Below are 17,375 nucleotides of genomic sequence, written 5' to 3'. Positions count from 1 at the left end.
TGCAACCGGCAGGGGTTATACTGGGTAAGATCAACCCAGGATGGCAATCTACAGCAATTCAACCTAAGATGGAAGGCGCATGGCGCGATATCTGACGCAAGGGGAGCCATGACCGGTCCGCAGCAGCCAGACATCGTCGCATCGCCGCATCTGCATCACCGGGTGTCGCTGGCCGTGCTCGCGGTGCTGACGCTGGGGCCCGTGGTCTGGCTGGCAGCCGTGCGGCCCGGCGATCTGGCCTATTACGCCATCGGGGGCGCGGCGTGGGGGCTCGCCGTCGCGGGCAAGCTGCTCCTGGCGCGGGTGCGGTTCGCGCGGCGCCTGATGAAGGCGGGCGTCGCCGGGGCCGGGCTCTGGGGGCTGGCCTCGGGCCTTGCGGAACTCGGCGTCCTGGCCGCGATCGCTTCTTCCGGCTGGCTGCCGCTGCAACTGGAGGTCGCGGCGATCTGCGGTTTGGGCGCGGCCGGCTTCGAGATCGTCTTCATCCTCGTGACGGGGACGATCGAGGATTATCGCCACCCCGATCCGGACAAGCTGGCCCGCTGGCTGGCGGGCGCCCGCCGCTCGCTGTGGGTCGCCTATATGGGCGCCATCGAGCGGATCGATGCGACGGCGCTTCACGTGATGACGCGCATTGCGGTGTTCGACGCGATGATCGCCCGGGAATGGGCTCCGGCGCTGGTGGCGCTCGGTCTGTTCGCGCTGGTCGACGGGGCGGCGACCTATGGCGCCGGCCGCGACTGGGACTGGTTCGAGCCGCGGATCTGCCGGGCCTTCTACCTTGCGATTTCCGGCGCGGCCCTGGCGGGCTGGGTCTATCTGGCGCTGCGCCTGACCGGCGGCTGACTTGCAGCCGGCAGAACGCCGGTCTCCCGCACGGCCTCAGCCGTCATTCACCACCGTCAGGTCCGCCGGCACGCTGCGCTCCAGCACCAGCCGCATGTTGGGCAGATCGTTGCCGTCGAGCTTGGTGACGAGGGCGTCGGTGGTCAGGCCGTGGCCGAGCCAGCGGTCCTTCAGCCGGCGGCGCAGGACCGGCTCGGGGACGGCGAGCATCACCGTCAGGTCGAAGCGGTCGCGTAGCGGCGCCCAGGCCGGGTCGTCCAGAAGCAAATAATTGCCCTCGACAAGGATGATGCGGGCCGAGGGCGCGATGATGCGGGCACCGGCGCGGGCGATCTCGATGGCGCGGTCAAAGACCGGCACGGCGACGGCGCGACCGTCATCGGCCTTCAGCCGGTCGAGGGTGACGGTCAGCCCGTCGACGTCGAAGGTGTGCGGTGCGCCCTTGCGGGGGCGATGGCCGCGCGCGTCCAGCACGAGGTCGTCATAGTGGAAGCCGTCCATCGGCAGGATGTCGGCGATCCCCGGCGCGGCGGTGCCGGTCGCGGCGGCCGGCGGCGACGCATCATTCAACCGGTCGCGCAGATGCTCGACCATGGTGCTCTTGCCGGAGCCGGGCGCCCCGGCCAGCGCAACGATGAGGCGCCGGGACTCGGTGCCCCGGCGCGCGGCGATGGCGTCGAGGATGGGATCCAGGTCGGTCATGGGCATGGGAGCCTCCGGGAACAGGGAAAACGGTGCGGGAGGACCGGGTGGACGACAGGGCACTGTTCGCATCCGAACGACGGCCGTTCAACAAAGAGAAACGATTCGTCACGAACGGCGCCCTTCCAATTGCGAGGCCAAGGCCGCTTATCTTGCGCCAAGCGACCTCGTGCAACGGAGCGATACCATGACCCTTGCCCTCAAAGGCATTCATCATCTGACCGCCATCACGGCCGATGCGCCCGGCAATCTCCGCTTCTACACGGAAGTCCTGGGCCTGCGACTGGTCAAGAAGACGGTCAACCAGGACGACACCAGCGCCTATCATCTGTTCTACGCCGACGGAAAGGCGACGCCGGGCACCGACATCACCTTCTTCGACTGGCCGGCCCAGCCCGAGACCCGCGGCAACCATGCGGTCTCGCGGACCGGCCTGCGGGTCGCCGGCCGCGCCAGCCTCGACTACTGGCATGCGCGGCTGACCGAGGCCGGTGTTGCGACCGGCGAGATCGTGGAACTGGATGGCCGCGCCTCGCTCGACTTCGAGGACCCCGAAGGCCAGCGGCTGCGGCTGATCGACGACGGGGGCGCCGGCGAGGCCAATCCCTGGGACGCGAGCAGCGTGCCGGCCGAGCATCAGATCCGCGGCCTCGGCCCGATCACCATGGCTGTGCCGGATCTCGCCCGGACCGCGCCGGTGCTGACAGAGGTGATGAACATGCGCGAAGTCCGCACCTATGAGGCGGACGGTGCAAGCGTGCATGTGTTCGAGATGGGCGAGGGCGGCCCGGCGGCCGAACTGCACGTGGCGGTGGACCCGTCGCTACCGGCGGCCGGGCAGGGTGCGGGCGGCGTGCATCACGTGGCGTTCCGCGCGGCCGACGTTGAGGAACTGCACGCCTGGACCGAGCGGGTGCGCGGCTTCCGCGTGCCGTCGAGCGGCGAGGTGGAGCGATACTATTTCCGCTCGCTGTATTTCCGCGAGCCGAACGGGGTGCTCTTCGAGATCGCCACGGACGGGCCGGGCTTTGCCGTCGACGAGCCGATGGAAAGCCTTGGCCAGAGCCTGTCGCTGCCGCCCTTCCTGGAGGCCAAGCGCGCGCAGATCGAAGCCGGCCTGAAGCCGCTCGACCGCCAGGGAAAGGACAGGACATGACCCCCGAGGATTCGAACGCGCTTCTGGCCCGCCATCATCTCGGCCATGCCGGGGCGCCGCTGGAAAGCGCCCGCCGGGTCGTCGTCTGCCTGCACGGGCGCGGCGCGACGGCGGCGGACATCCTGGGCATTGCCGGAGCGATCGGCCTCGGCGACATCGCCTATCTGGCGCCGCAGGCCCGCGGCGGGGCGTGGTATCCGCGCCCCTTCATGGAGCCGCTCGACGCCAACGAGCCGGATCTGAGCGCCGCGCTGGACCGGATCGCGGCGATCCTCGCCGATCTCGACGCGGCCGGCATCGGCGCGGACAAGGTGGTGATCGCCGGCTTCTCGCAGGGCGCCTGCCTGTCGCTGGAATTCGCCGCGCGCCATCCGGGCCGCGTCGCGGCCGTGCTCGGCTTCAGCGGCGGCCTGATCGGGCCGTCGGTGGAAGGGCGCGAAGAGACGGGCCGGCTCGATGGCCTGCCGGTGTTCATCGGCTGCAGCGAGCGCGATCCGTTCATTCCGGCCGTGCGGGTGCGTGAGACCGCCGCGCATTACGAAGCCCGCGGCGCCGCGGTGACCGCGGTGCTCTATCCGGAGCCCGGCCATACGATCAACATGGACGAGATCGGCCGGGCGCGGGCCCTTCTGCAGGGGCTGGCGGGCTGAAACGGGCCTGATTCCGGCGGGGCGTCGCCATTGGACGTCCCGCCGGAATCCACTGGTGCGAGTTAAAGCTTCGGCATAGGATGAACCCGGCGGAAGTCCGCCGGGGAGAAGCATTCGATGCGCGGTTTCGGCAGGCTCTTCTTCGTTTTGGCGGTCGCACTGCTGTTTTCGGGGCAGGCCGCGGCGCCTTCCCTTGCGCAAGACGGGCGCCGGGTGATCACCACCGAGGGCGCTGATTATTTCGGCCGCGACTACGACATCCTCAAGGATGTCGATCTCGACCAGTGCACCGCGACCTGTCTCGCCGACGACCGCTGCCAGGCCTTCACCCTCAATACCAACAGCCGCTGGTGCTTTCTGAAGGAGGCGGTGGGCGAATTGCGGACGGTGGCAGGGGCGATTTCCGGCAAGGTGGTGGCCGAGGCCGGGATCGACGCCGACAGCGTCGAGGCGCGCATGGCGGATTTGGCGTTTCTGCCGGCCGCGACGCTGGACGATGCCAGGCAGTTGCGGCTGGAAATCGCCAATGAGGACCGCAGCATCCGGTTCGGCGATGCGAGTGCGCTGGAGATTTCCGGCCTTGCGCGGACGGCGCTGACCCATCCGCAGGCGATCCGGGCATGGCGGGAAGCGCTGAAGCGCGCGCCGCTGGCGCATTTCGCCTGGCAGGGCATCGCCGATGCGGCGCTCGCCTATACGCCCGAGCAATATGGCGAGCAGCCCGCCAACAACCGGCTGCGCGAGGCGGGTGCGATCAACGCCTATCTGACCGCCGGCCAAGACGACGAACGCGCCGCCGCACTGGCGACGCTGGCCCGCGCCTACGAGGCGGCCCAGAACTGGAAGCGGGCGATCAAGGCCTATCGCGAAAGCCTTGATCTGGCGGAGATGGCGGATGTTCGCGCCAGTCTCGACGCGGTCGTGGCCGCGCACGGTTTCCGCATCGTCGACAACAGCGTCGACAACAACGCGGCCAGCCCGCGCATCTGCCTGAACTTCTCGGACGCGCTGTCGAGCCATCTCACCGGTTCGGAGAATGCCGGCGACTTCGTGCAGGTGGAGGGCGGCGAGACCCTGCCGGTGACGGCGAGCGGATCGCAGATCTGCATCGATGGCGTCAAGCACGGCGAGCGCTACCGCATCGTCGCGCGTCCCGGCATCCGCTCCGTCGATGGCGAGACCCTGTCGCGCTCGGCGGAGGTGAGCGTCTATGTGCGCGACCGCGACCCCTCGGTGCGGTTTGCCACCAATGCCTATGTGCTGCCGGCCGGCGGCGAGGCGACGATCCCGGTGACGACGATCAACACCGACGAGATCGAGGCGCGGCTGCAGCGCATCGGCGACCGCGCCCTGTCGCGGGCGATCGCCGACGGGCGGCTGTTGCAGCAATTGTCCGAGTGGCAGATCACCGAGGTGGCAACCGAGGCCGGCGAGGACGTGTGGACCGGCACGGTCGGCGTGGTGCGCGAGATCAACAGCGAAGTGACGACGGCGATCCCGGTATCCGAGATCGTGCCGGAGATCGAGCCCGGGGTCTATGTGCTGACCGCCAAGGCGAAGAACGGCCTGCGCTACCAGGACAGCTTCGCCACCCAGTGGTTCGTCGTCAGCGATATCGGGCTGACCAGCCTGGCCGCCGAGGACGGCTTCCACGTCTTCGCCCGCTCGCTGGGCAGCGCCGATCCGATGGCCGGGATCACGCTCGATCTCGTGGCCGCCAACAACCAGGTTCTCGGCACGGCGACGACCGACGCGGCCGGCCATGCGCGGCTGCCGGCGGGCCTGCTGCGCGGCACCGGCGGCGACCGTCCGGCGCTTCTGACGGCGGCGCGGGCGGCGAAGGACTTCGTCTTCCTTGACCTCACCCAGACGCCCTTCGACCTGACCGATCGCGGCGTGGACGGCCGGGCGCCGGCCGGGCCGCTGGACGTGTTCCTGACCTCCGAGCGCGGCATCTACCGCACCGGCGAGACGGCCTTCTTCACCGGCACGATGCGCGACGCCACGGGCGCGGCGGTCGAGGGCCTGACCATGACCCAGATCGTCACCCGGCCCGACGGCGTCGAGCATCGGCGGCGACAGGTGGCCGATGCGGGTGCCGGCGGTTTCGCCTTCGGCCTCGACCTGCCGGCGGGCGCCATGCGCGGCGTCTGGAAGGTGGCCCTCCATACCAATCCCAAGCAGCCGGCCTTGGCCGAGACCACGGTGATCGTCGAGGATTTCGAGCCGGAGAAGATCGATTTCGAGCTGACGACGCAGGCCGAGGCGCTCGATCCCGATGCGCCGCCGGTGATCGCGGTGGCGGCGCGCTACCTCTTCGGTGCCCCGGCCGGCGGGCTGGAGGTCGGGGGCGAGGCGGTGCTGACGGCAACCGACCGTCTCGGCGCCTATCCGGGCTACCGCTTCGGGCTGGCCGGCGACGAGACGACGGCGCTGCGCCAGCCCTTCAATGGCGGGCAGACCGACGAGGCGGGCGATGCGACGATCGGGCTCGACCCGTTCACCGCGCCGGCGACCACCAAGCCGGTGACCGCGGCCCTGCAGGTGCGGGTGATCGACACCGGCGGTCGGCCGGTGGAGCGCAGGCTGGAGCTGCCACTGGCCGGCGCCAAGCCGCGTCTCGGCATCAAGCCGCGCTTCGACGGAACGGTGGGCGAGGGGGCGGAGGCCGGCTTCGACCTGATCGCCATCGATGCCGACGGCGCGCGCATGGCGCAGGCCGGCGTCGACTGGGTCCTCAACAAGGTGAACACCCGCTTCCAGTGGTACGCTACGGGCGGCAACTGGAACTACGAGCCGGTCCGCAGCACGGAGCGCGTCGCCAGCGGCACGGTCGATATCGGGGCCGAGGGGCCAGCAGCCCTGTCGCTGCCGGTGGAATGGGGCGAATACGAGCTGGTGCTGAGCGATCCGTCCGGTGCAGCGGTGCCGGCGAGCGCCGGCTTCGAGGCGGGCTGGTACGTCGCGGCCGCCGCGCTCGACACGCCGGACATGGCGCGGGTGTCGCTGGACAAGCCGCGCTACAGGATCGGCGATACGGCCGTCGTGCGGATCGAGCCGCGCTTTGCCGGAACCGCCGAAGTGCTGGTGATGGACGAGCGCGTGATCACCCGGCAGACCGCCGAGATCGACGCCGATGGCGGCACGGTGGAACTGCCGGTCACCCGCGACTGGGGGCCGGGCGCCTATATCGCGGCGATCGTCTACCGGCCCATGGATCTCGACCAGAAGCGGATGCCGGGCCGGGCGATCGGGCTGGCCCATGCCGAGGTCGATCCGGGCGAACGGGCCCTGCAGGTCGCCATCGCGGCGCCGGAAAAGACCGAGCCGCGGCAACGGATGACGGTGGAGGTGTCGGTCGACGGCGTCGCGGCGGGTGAGACCGCCTATTTGACCTTGGCGGCGGTGGACGAGGGCATCCTCAACATCACCGGCTTCCAGCCGCCGTCGCTGAGCGGGCATTATTTCGGCAAGCGGCGCCTCGGCGTCGACATTCGCGACCTCTATTCCAAGCTGATCGACCGGATGCAGGGCGCGCCCGGCAGCGTGCGCTCGGGCGGCGACGCCGGGGCGAGCTACGACAGCCCGCCGCCGATGGAGGCGCTGGTCGCGCTGTTCTCCGGCGTGGTGACGGTCGGCGCGGACGGGACCGTGGCGGTGCCGCTGGACATTCCCGACTTCAACGGCACGCTGAAACTGATGGCGCTGGCCTGGTCGAAGACCGGGGTGGGCGAGGCCAATGCTTCCATGATCGTGCGCGACCCGGTGGTGATTGCGGTCAACCAGCCGCGCTTCCTGGCGCCGGGCGACCGCTCGCGTATCGCCATCGACGTGACCCATGTCGAGGGGCCGACCGGCGCGGCCAGCCTGGCGGTGTCGGGCGCGGAGGGGATCGTCGCCTTCGACGACACCGCGCCGCGACGCTTCGACCTGGTGGAGGGCCGCCGCGAGACCTTCCTGATGCCGGTGACAGGCGCGGCGGTCGGCGACGGCACGCTGGAGGTGGCGCTGACGCTGCCGAATGGCGACATCCTGTCGAAGCGCGTGACGCTGCCGGTGCGCTCGATCGCGCCGGAGACCGTCGACAAGAGCGCCGTGACCCTGGCGGCGAATGGCGGGCAGTTCGATTTCGACCGCAGCCTGTTCGCGGACTTCCTGCCGGGCACGGCGACGGCGACGCTGAGCGTCACCGGGGCGGCCGAGTTCGACGTGGCCGGCGTGGTGCGGGCGCTCGACGTCTATCCCTATGGCTGCACCGAGCAGATCACCAGCCGGGCGATGCCGCTGGTCTATCTGGAGCCGACCATCCTGGCCGCCGGGCTGAACCGCGTCGAGGACGTGAAGACGCGGGTCGACGGCGCCATCTCGGGCGTCCTGGCCAACCAGTCGTCCAGCGGCAGCTTCGGCCTGTGGCGGCCCGATTACGGCGACCTCTGGCTCGACGCCTATGTGACGGACTTCCTGACCCGGGCCCGCGAGGCCGGCTACAAGGTGCCGGAGGAAGGCTTCGATCTCGCCATCGACAATCTGCGCAACAGCCTCGCCTATCTGCCGGACGCGCCGGACTTCGGGCCGGTGGCCTATGCGAGCTACGTGCTGGCCCGCAACGGCCGGGCGGCGATCGGCGACCTGCGCTATTACGCCGACAACGAGCTGATGAACTTCCGGACGCCGCTCGCCAAGGCCCAGATCGGCGCGGCGCTGGCGCTCTATGGCGACCGGGTGCGGGCCAAGCGGGTGTTCCGCGCCGCGGTCGACGATGCCATCGGCTTGCCGCTGCTCAATTCGCAGCGCGGCGATTACGGCACGCCGCTGCGCGACGATGCGGCGATCCTGACGCTGGGACTGGAGACGGCGATCGACGGGGTCTCCTTCGACGGGCTGGTGCGGCAGGTGAACGATGCGCGGCGGACCCAGCGCTTCACCAGCACGCAGGAGGATTCCTGGTCGCTGCTGGCGGCGCATGCGCTGCTCGACCGTAGCCCGCCCAAGCTGACGGTGGCCGGGCGCGACGTGGACGGACCGTATGCGGCGGCCTTCACGGCGGCCGACATCAGCGGCGGGCTGGACATCGCCAACCGCGCGGCACAGCCGGTGCGGGCCGAGATCACCCTGCGCGGCGTGCCCGAGTTCGCGCCGGCGGCGCAATCGGACGGCTATGCGATTGACCGGCGCTATTACACGCTGGACGGCGACCCGGCCGATCCGTCGGCCATCGGGCAGGGCGAGCGGCTGGTCACGGTGCTGGAGGTCACGCCGCTCGATTCGGGACCGGCACGGCTGATGGTCGACGACCCGCTGCCGGCGGGCTTCGAGATCGACAATCCGGCGATCCTGCGCGGCGGCGACGTGGCGGCGCTGGACTGGCTGCAGCTGACCGGCGAGGCGGCGCATACGGAGTTCCGGGCCGAGCGCTTCCTGGCGGCCATGGACCAGGGCGACGGCGACACCGCCACGAGGCGCTTTGCCTATATCGTGCGGGCGGTCTCGCCGGGCGAATTCGTCCATCCGGCGGCGCTGGTGCAGAACATGTACGATCCAAGCCGGCGCGGGCGCACCGACGAGACGAGCGTCTCGGTCATCGGTCCGCTGCGGTGAGGGCGGGCGCGATCCGCCGGGCCTTCGCGACGGGGAACTGATCCCATGTCGGCGCGGCGCCGTCTGGCGCAATTGGGGCTGCTCGGCCTACTGCTGGCCATCGCGATCCTCGGCGCCGGCTATTCGGCCTTCGAGCGGGCGGTGACGGCGCGGATCGCCGCCATCGAGACCCCGGCGACCGGGGTGGAGGTGCGCGACCGCGACGGGGCGTTGCTGCGGGCCTTTGCCAATGATGACGGGCGCTGGCGGCTGGCCGCCGGGGCCGGCGACGTCGATCCGCGCTATCTGGAGATGCTGGTCGCCTGGGAGGACAAGCGCTTTGCCGAGCACGGCGGCGTCGATCCGGTCGCCTTCGTGCGGGCGGCGTGGCAGTCGCTGGCCGAGCGGCGGATCGTGTCCGGCGGTTCGACGCTGACCATGCAGGTGGCGCGGCTTCTGGGCCGCCTGCCGACGGGCAGTCTCGCCGCCAAGGCCGAGCAGATCCTCGTCGCGCTTGCGCTGGAGCGCAGCCGGACCAAGGCCGGAATCCTGTCGCTCTATCTGCAGCTCGCCCCCTATGGCGGCAATCTGGAGGGCGTGCGGGCAGCGGCGCTCAGCTTCTTCGGCAAGGAGCCGAAGCGGCTGACGGCGGCGGAAGCCGCGCTGCTGGTGGCGCTGCCGCAATCGCCCGAACGCTATCGGCCGGACCGCTATCCCGACCGCGCCAAAGCGGCGCGGGACCGGGTGATCGCGCGGATGGCGACGTTGGAGCTGATCAGCGACCGCGAGGCGGCGCGCGCCATGCGCGAGGCGATGCCGACCGGCCGGCGGGCGCTGCCAATGCTGGCCGCCCATGCCTCGGTCCGGCTGCACCAGGCAAAGCCGGAGGCGGCGCGGATCGACCTGACCATCGACAAGGCCCTGCAGGCGCGGCTGGAGAATTATGCGCGCCAGAAGGCGCAAGGCCTGAAGAAGCCGGTGAGCCTTGCCCTTCTGGTGGCGGATGCGGCGACGGGGGAGGTGCTGGCGCAGGTCGGATCGCCCGACCTCTTCGACCGCGAGCGGCAGGGCTTCGTCGATCTGACCCGGGCGACGCGCTCGCCGGGCTCGACGCTGAAGCCGCTGATCTACGGCCTCGCCTTCGAGCGCGGCATCGCCCATCCCGAAAGCCTCGTCGACGATTCACCCGGCGGCTTCGCGGGCTATACGCCGCAGAATTTCGACCGGGAGTTCGAAGGCGTGATCACGGCGCGGCGGGCGCTGCAATTGTCGCGCAACCTGCCGGCGGTGGAACTGCTCGGGGCGGTCGGGCCGTCGCGGCTGGTCTATCGCATGCGGCGGGCGGGCGCTGCGCCGGAACTCGGCGACCGGTCGCTGCCGGGGCTGGCCATCGGGCTCGGCGGGCTGGGGCTGACGCTGGAGGATCTGGTGCGGATCTATGGCGGGCTCGCCAATGGCGGCGTCGCCATGCCGCTGCATGTGGAGCGCAGCGGCGAGCCGGTGATGGGCAAGCGCATCCTGGCGCCGCAGGCGGCGTGGTACGTGACATCGATCCTCGCCGGCGCCTCGACCACCACGAAGGGCTCACCCGGCGAGATCGCCTTCAAGACCGGCACCTCCTACGGCTACCGCGACGCCTGGACCATCGGCTATGACGGGCGGCACGTCGTGGGCGTGTGGCTGGGACGGCCGGACGGGGCGCCGGTGGCCGGGCTCGTCGGGCAGGATTCCGCCGTGCCGGTGATGCGCGACGTGTTTGCGCGGATCGGGCCGGTGACGCGGCTTGCCGGTCCGCCGCCGGGCATTCTCGCCTCGGCCGGGGGCGGACTGCCGCCGCCGATGCGCCGGGTCGGCCGGGCCGCGGACCTCGCCCAGAGCGGGCTGAAGCCGGAGATCGTGTTTCCGCCGGATGCGGCGAAGGTGGAACTGGGGCTCGTCTCGGGCGCCGGCAGCGAGCTGTTCCTGAAGGTGAGGAACGGCCAGCCGCCCTTCACCTGGTATGTGGACGGCCGGCCGGTAGCCCGCGACGCGCTGCAGCGGCAGGCGCGGTGGCAGCCGATGGAGCCGGGCTTCGTCGATATCTCGGTGGTGGATGCAATGGGTGCCGCGGCGCGCTCGCGGGTGTTTCTCGACTGAGGCCGGGCCTGGGTGGCTTTGAGCGGCGAGGGATGTGGCGAGACACTGGCGCTGGTTCGGGCGGGCAGCGTTCTGCGCGTGCCGGCAGCCGGGGGATGCCGGATGTGGCGGTCACGCCAGCGGGGCGGCGCGATGGCCGGCCCCGCTGGGTGTTGTTCTTATCGGCGGATGAGGCGGATGGCCTCGCCGACGATGCCGCGGCGGAAGAGCAGCACGCACAGGACGAAGATGATGCCGATCATCACGGTGACCGGGAAATCCATCGACGCGAAATAGTGCTGCATGGTGACGACGAGCGCGGCGCCGATCGCCGGTCCGAAGATCGTGCCCATGCCGCCGAGGAGGGTCATCAGCACGACCTCGCCGGACATCTGCCAGGCCACGTCGGTGAGCGTCGCGATCTGGAAGACGATGGCCTTGGTCGAGCCGGCGAGGCCGGCAATGGCCGCCGACATGACGAAGGCGCCGAGCTTGTAGCGCTCGACCCGGTAGCCCAGCGAGATGGTGCGGTTCTCGTTCTCGCGGATCGCCTTCAGCACGTGGCCGAAGGGCGAGTGCACGATGCGCCAGACGGCGAAGAAGCCGAACAGGAAGATCGCCAGGACGAAATAGTAGATGTTCAGCGGGTCGTTGAGATTGACGATGCCGAGCAGATAGCCGCGCGGCACGCCCTGGATACCGTCCTCGCCATGGGTGAAGGGCGCCTGCAGGAAGATGAAGAAGATCATCTGCGATAGGGCCAGCGTGACCATGGCGAAGTAGATGCCCTGGCGGCGGATGGCGAGATAGCCGACCAGAAGACCGATCAGGCCGGCCCCGCCGGCGCCGAGCAGGATCGCCGAGAGCGGCTCCCAGCCCCAGACCTTGGCGGCGTGGGCGGTGAAATAGGCCGCGCCGCCGAAGAAGGCGGCATGGCCGAAGGAGAGAAGCCCGACATAGCCGAGCAAGAGGTTGAAGGCGATGGCGAAGAGCGCGAAGCAGAGCACGCTCATGATGAAGACCGGATAGACGTAGAACGGCGCGACGAGCAGGCCGACGACGGCGATGCCGGCGAGGACGAAGCCGATGGTCGACAGGTCGCGCTGGCCGGGCTTGCGGTCGGGAGAGACGGCGGCGCCGTCGGTTCCCTCGGTGCGGACTTCGCTGGTGTGATCCAGGCTGGTCATGTCACGCCTCCTTCCCGAACAGGCCGGCGGGCCGGATCATGAGCACGATCGCCATGATGACGAAGACGACGATGTTCGAGGCTTCGGGATAGAACACCTTGGTGAGGCCCTCGAGAATGCCCAGCATGTAGCCGGAGATGATGGCGCCGAGGATCGAGCCCATGCCGCCGATCACCACCACGGCGAAGACGATGATGATGAGGTTGGAGCCCATCAGCGGGCTGACCTGGTAGATCGGCGCGGCCAGGACGCCGGCGAGGCCGGCGAGACCGGCGCCGAGCGCGTAGGTCAGGGTGAGGAGCAGCGGCACGTTGACGCCGAAGGCCTGGACGAGCTGCGGGTTCTCGGTGGCGGCGCGCAGATAGGCGCCGAGCCGGGTCTTCTCGATCAGCAGCCAGGTGGAGATGCAGATGACCAGCGAGGCGACGACGACGAAGCCGCGATAGTTCGGCATGAACATAAAGCCGAGATTGGTGCCGCCGGCCAGAAGCGCCGGTGTCGGATAGGGATTGCCCGCCGCGCCGAAATAATAGCGGAAGGTGCCCTCGATGATCAGCGCCAGGCCGAAGGTGAAGAGCAGGCCGTAGAGATGGTCGAGGTCGTAGAGCCGCGACAGCATGGTGCGCTCGATGACCGCCGAGAGCATGGCGACGATGAGCGGGGCGACGATCAGCGCCGGCCAGAAGCCGAGGCCGGTATAGGCCAGCACCAGATAGGCGGTGAAGGCGCCGAGCATGTACTGGGCGCCATGGGCGAAGTTGATGACCCGCAGGAGGCCGAAGATGACCGCGAGGCCGAGGCTCAGAAGGGCGTAGAAGGAGCCGTTGATGAAGCCGATCAGCAATTGGCCGAGCAGCGCCGGGAGCGGAATGCCGAAGATCATGGTCATGGCGCGTTACACTCCCACCACTTCGTGCAGCCGGTCCATCCGGGCATCGAGTTCGGAGGTCGGGAAGCTTTCCAGGATGTGGCCGTCCTCCATCAGGAAGAAGCGATCGGCGACCTTGCGGGCAAAGCGGAAGTTCTGTTCCACGAGAAGCAGCGTCATGCCCTTCTTCTTGAGCTCCATCAGCACGTCGCCGATGCGCTGGATGATGACGGGGGCGAGCCCTTCGGTGGGCTCGTCGAGAAGGATGATCTTGACGCCGGTGCGCAGGATGCGGGCGATGGCCAGCATCTGCTGCTCGCCGCCGGACAGCTTGGTGCCCGGCGAGTTGCGGCGTTCGGCAAGGTTGGGGAAGAGGTCGTAGATCTCCTCGATGGTCATGCCGCCGGGCGCCACGGTGGGCGGCAGCATGAGGTTTTCGGAGACCGTCAGCGTGGCGAAGATGCCGCGCTCTTCCGGCACGTAGCCGATGCCCGAATAGGCGGTGCGGTGGACCGGCACCTTCATCATGTCGGCGCCGGCGATGCGGATCGATCCCTCGCGCCGCGGCAGAAGGTTCATGATGGCGCGCAGGGTGGTCGTCTTTCCGGCGCCGTTGCGGCCGACCAAGGTGATCGTCTCGCCTTCGTGCAGATCCAGCGAGACGCCGTGCAGGACGTGGCTTTCGCCGTACCATCCGTGCAGATCGCGTACCTCGAGAAGGGCGGGGCCCTGCGGGCGGCCCGGGGCCTCAATCATCTTCGCTTCCCATATAGGCTTCACGCACGCGCGGATCGGAACTCACCGTCTCGTAGTCGCCTTCGGCGAGAATCTCGCCGCGCGCCAGGACGGTGACGTAGTCGCAGAGATCCGCCACGACGTTGAGGTTGTGTTCGACCATCACCACGGTGCGGTCCTTGGCGATGCGCTTGATCAGGGCCGAGATGCGGCCGATGTCCTCGATGCCCATGCCGGCCATGGGCTCGTCGAAGAGCAGCACCGGCGGGTCGAGGGCAAGGGTGGTGGCGATCTCGAGGGCGCGCTTGCGGCCGTAGGAGAGCTCGGCGGCATCCAGATTGGCGTATTCGGCGAGGCCGACCGCGTCGATCAGCTCGTGGGCGCGGTCGTCGAGCGTGTGCAGCACCCGGTTGGAGCGCCAGAACTGCGTGCCGAGATGCGCCTTGCGCTGCAGCGCGACGCGGACATTGTCCAGCACCGTCAGATGCGGGAACACCGCCGAGATCTGGAACGAGCGCACCAGCCCGAGCCGGGCGACATCGGCCGGCTTGACCTTGGTGATGTCCTTGCCGCGGAAGGTGATGGTGCCCGATGTCGGTGTCAGGAACTTGGTGAGAAGGTTGAAGACCGTCGTCTTGCCGGCCCCGTTGGGACCGATGAGCGCGTGGATGGTGTTTTCGCGCACGTCGAGATCGACGGAATTGACGGCGGTAAAGCCAAAGAATTCCTTGGTCAGGCCGCGGGCGGACAGAATCGCCTCTTGCGGGGATACGCTCATCGGCGCGGGGTACTCCTGTCGGCGTTAAAACGCATTGCCGGGATGGACGCCGGCCCGCATGGCCGGCCGGCGTCCGCTGTCAGATCAGCCCTTGGGGAAGGACGAGACGTCGCAGCCGCTTTCCTCGACGGTGCCGTAGGCCTCGTCGCCGGGAACGGTGGCGACCTCCTTGTAGAGGTCCCAGGGGCCGGTGGATTCCTCGGGCGTCTTCACCTCGAACAGGTACATGTCATAGACCATGCGCCCGTTCTCCAGGACCTTGCCGTTCTTGGCGAAGAGGTCCTCGACCGGCATCTCGTGCAGCTTGGCGGCGACCGCCTCGGTCTCGTCGGTGCCGGCGGCCTCAATGGCCTTCAGATACTGCAGGACCGCGGAATAGGTGCCGACATGGATCATGTTCGGCATCTTGCCGAAGGCCTTCATGTAGCGGTCGGCGAATTCGCGGTTCTCGTCGCTCTGGTCCCAGTACCAGCCCTCGGTGAGGTTCAGGCCCTGGGCCGCCTCGACGCCGAGACCGTTGACCTCGGCCAGGGTGAAGAGCAGCGCGGCGAGCTTCTGGCCGGACTGGACAAGGCCGAACTCGGTGGCGGCCTTGACGGCGTTCGCCGTGTCGAGGCCGGCATTGGCGAAGCCGACGACCTTGGCGCCGGAGCTCTGAGCCTGCAGCATGAAGGAGGAATAGTCGGTGGTGGCGAGCGGATGGCGCACGGCGCCGAGCACTTCGCCGCCATTGGCCTCGATCACCTTGGTGGCCTCGCCCTGGAGCGAATCGCCGAAGGTGTAGTCGGCGGTGACGAAGTACCAGCTGTCGTCGCCGTTCTTGACCAGCGAGCCGGCCGTGCCCTGGGACAAGGCGCGGGTGTTGTAGGCCCAGTGGAAGCCGTAGGGGCTGCACTGGCCACCGGCGATCTCGGTCGAGCCGCCGCCGGTGGTCATGGTGATCTTCTTCTTCTCACGCGACAGGCCCTGGACCGCGAGGGCCACGGAGGACGTGGTGAGGTCCATGATCGCGTCGACATTCTGGGTGTCGTACCACTCGCGGGCGATGTTGGAGCCGATGTCGGCCTTGTTCTGGTGGTCGGCCGAGACGATCTCGATCGGCTTGCCGAGAACCGTGCCGCCGAAATCCTCGACCGCGAGGCGGGCGCCGACGACGGAGCCTTCGCCCGCCGTGTCGGCATAGACGCCGGAGCGGTCGTTCAGGATGCCGATCTTCACGACGTCGTCGGAAATCTCCTGGGCCGCGGCGGGAAGGGCAGCGGTGGCCGCGACGCCGGCAGCGCACAGGGCGACGAGGCTGGTCTTCATGGTCATCAAATCGATTCCTCCCTTGGAGCGCGGTCGTCACCTCCCCGTGACGGCTGTCGCGCAACTGCATTGGATCGGCCAAACCCCATGACTGCAAGCCGAAACTTCAGGCACTTGTCCTGGAATCGGGCAGCCGGCCAGAAAGCGGAACGGGGGCGGACGCCCGCGGCGCCGCCCCCGTTCCCGTGTCCGTCCTACTTGGCGAAGCTGGCGACGTCGCAGCCCGAATCCTCGACCGAGAGGAAGGCCTCGTTGCCCGGCACGGTGGAGATCTCGTTGTAGTAATCCCACGGCTGGGTGGAGTCGTCCGGCGCCTTCACCTGGAAGAGGTACATGTCGTAGACCATGCGACCGTTCTCCTGGACGGTGCCGCTCTTGGCGAAGACGTCCTCGACCGGCAGCTCGTGCATCTTCTCGGCGACGGCGTCGGTGGCATCGGTGCCAGCCGCCTCGACGGCCTTCAGATACTGGGTGACGGCCGAGTAGGTGCCGACCTGGATCATGTTCGGCATGCGCTGGGTGCGCTCCATGAAGCGCTTGGCGAACTCGCGGTTCTCGTCGCTCTGATCCCAGTACCAGCCCTCGGTGAGGTTCAGGCCCTGTGCGGCCTGGAGGCCGAGGCCGTGGACTTCGGCGATGGTGAAGAGCAGGCCGGCGAGCTGCTGGCCGGCCTGGACGATGCCGAACTCAGCGGCGCCCTTGATGGCGCTGGCGGTGTCGAGGCCGGCATTGGCCAGGCCGATGACCTTGGCGCCCGAGCTCTGGGCCTGGAGCAGGAAGGAGGAGAAGTCGGTGGTGCCGAGCGGATGGCGGACCGCGCCGAGGACTTCGCCGCCATTCTCCTTGACGAAATTGCCGGTCTGCTCCTCGAGGGAATAGCCGAAGGCGTAGTCGGCGGTGAGGAAGAACCAGGTGTCGCCGCCGGCCTTGACCAGCGCGCCGCCGGTGCCGACCGCCAAAGCGTGGGTGTCGTAGGCCCAGTGGAAGCCGTAGGGGCTGCACTGGCCGCCGGTCAGCTCGGTGGTCGCCGCGCCGGTGGTGATGGTGATCTTCTCTTTCTCGCGGGACAGGCCCTGAACCGCCAGGGCGACCGACGAGGTGGTCAGCTCCATGATCGCGTCGACATTGTCGACGTCGTACCATTCGCGGGCGATGTTGGAGGCGATGTCAGCCTTGTTCTGGTGGTCGGCGGAGACCATCTCGATCGGCTTGCCGAGAACCGTGCCGCCGAAATCCTCGATCGCCATCTTGGCGGCCTCGACCGACCATTTGCCGCCGAAATCGGCGTAGACGCCCGACTGGTCGTTGAGAATGCCGACCTTGACGACGTCGTTGGACACTTCCTGTGCGCTGACGGTCGCCGGTACGAGGACGGCGGCCGCGGCGGTGCCGGCCAGCAGCAGGCGCGTGAAACTCTGCATATTCGGTGATCCTCCCAGATCGTTCGCTTTCG

The 17,375-nt window shown here is 69.0% G+C and carries 12 protein-coding genes; 5 read left to right on the top strand and 7 right to left on the bottom strand.

Going from position 1 to position 17,375, the window contains the following annotated elements:
- The first annotated feature begins 108 nt into the window (after positions 1-108).
- Positions 109-846, top strand: a complete 738-nt coding sequence (locus tag H536_RS0101375; RefSeq protein WP_024348763.1) for a YhfC family intramembrane metalloprotease — start codon at positions 109-111, stop codon at positions 844-846.
- Positions 847-882: 36 nt separating this feature from the next.
- Here H536_RS0101375 and H536_RS0101370 read toward each other — a convergent pair whose 3' ends face one another.
- Complete coding sequence (locus H536_RS0101370; RefSeq protein WP_024348762.1) at positions 883-1,554, bottom strand: nucleoside triphosphate hydrolase; 672 nt, start codon at positions 1,552-1,554, stop codon at positions 883-885.
- A 181-nt stretch (positions 1,555-1,735) separates the two neighbouring features.
- Here H536_RS0101370 and H536_RS0101365 point away from each other — a divergent pair, with 181 nt between their 5' ends.
- The 4 genes from H536_RS0101365 to pbpC all read left to right on the top strand — a co-directional run bounded on the left by H536_RS0101365 (position 1,736) and on the right by pbpC (position 11,067).
- Positions 1,736-2,704 carry a ring-cleaving dioxygenase gene (locus H536_RS0101365; protein WP_024348761.1) on the top strand — a complete coding sequence of 323 codons (969 nt, stop codon included), beginning with the start codon at positions 1,736-1,738 and terminating at the stop codon, positions 2,702-2,704.
- Positions 2,701-3,354: an alpha/beta hydrolase gene (locus tag H536_RS0101360; protein ID WP_024348760.1), complete on the top strand. Its 654-nt coding sequence runs from the start codon at positions 2,701-2,703 to the stop codon at positions 3,352-3,354. The genes H536_RS0101365 and H536_RS0101360 overlap by 4 nt, the downstream gene beginning before the upstream one ends.
- A gap of 117 nt (positions 3,355-3,471) precedes the next feature.
- Positions 3,472-8,952: an alpha-2-macroglobulin family protein gene (locus H536_RS0101355; RefSeq protein WP_024348759.1), complete on the top strand. Its 5,481-nt coding sequence runs from the start codon at positions 3,472-3,474 to the stop codon at positions 8,950-8,952.
- Positions 8,953-8,997: 45 nt separating this feature from the next.
- Complete coding sequence (gene pbpC, locus H536_RS0101350; RefSeq protein WP_024348758.1) at positions 8,998-11,067, top strand: penicillin-binding protein 1C; 2,070 nt, start codon at positions 8,998-9,000, stop codon at positions 11,065-11,067.
- Between the two features lie 158 nt (positions 11,068-11,225).
- On the opposite strand, the gene H536_RS0101345 is transcribed toward pbpC, so the two are convergent.
- The 6 genes from H536_RS0101345 to H536_RS0101320 form a co-directional block, all read right to left on the bottom strand.
- Positions 11,226-12,233 carry a branched-chain amino acid ABC transporter permease gene (locus H536_RS0101345; protein ID WP_024348757.1) on the bottom strand — a complete coding sequence of 336 codons (1,008 nt, stop codon included), beginning with the start codon at positions 12,231-12,233 and terminating at the stop codon, positions 11,226-11,228.
- Position 12,234: 1 nt separating this feature from the next.
- Complete coding sequence (locus tag H536_RS0101340) at positions 12,235-13,122, bottom strand: branched-chain amino acid ABC transporter permease (RefSeq protein ID WP_009208875.1); 888 nt, start codon at positions 13,120-13,122, stop codon at positions 12,235-12,237.
- Positions 13,123-13,128: 6 nt separating this feature from the next.
- Positions 13,129-13,857, bottom strand: a complete 729-nt coding sequence (locus tag H536_RS0101335) for an ABC transporter ATP-binding protein (RefSeq protein WP_024348756.1) — start codon at positions 13,855-13,857, stop codon at positions 13,129-13,131.
- A complete protein-coding gene (locus tag H536_RS0101330) occupies positions 13,850-14,614 on the bottom strand; it encodes an ABC transporter ATP-binding protein (protein WP_024348755.1) in 765 nt (254 codons plus the stop codon). The genes H536_RS0101335 and H536_RS0101330 overlap by 8 nt, the downstream gene beginning before the upstream one ends.
- Before the next feature lie 84 nt (positions 14,615-14,698).
- Positions 14,699-15,922, bottom strand: coding sequence for an ABC transporter substrate-binding protein (locus H536_RS0101325; protein ID WP_029702527.1), 1,224 nt, complete (start codon positions 15,920-15,922; stop codon positions 14,699-14,701).
- A gap of 194 nt (positions 15,923-16,116) precedes the next feature.
- Positions 16,117-17,343, bottom strand: coding sequence for an ABC transporter substrate-binding protein (locus H536_RS0101320; protein ID WP_029702526.1), 1,227 nt, complete (start codon positions 17,341-17,343; stop codon positions 16,117-16,119).
- Between the last annotated feature and the right edge of the window lie 32 nt (positions 17,344-17,375).

The organism is Aurantimonas coralicida DSM 14790, from assembly GCF_000421645.1.
GTDB lineage: Bacteria > Pseudomonadota > Alphaproteobacteria > Rhizobiales > Rhizobiaceae > Aurantimonas > Aurantimonas coralicida.
The sequence above is the reverse complement of the archived record's forward strand: the minus strand, read 5'-3'. Positions and strand labels throughout refer to the sequence as shown.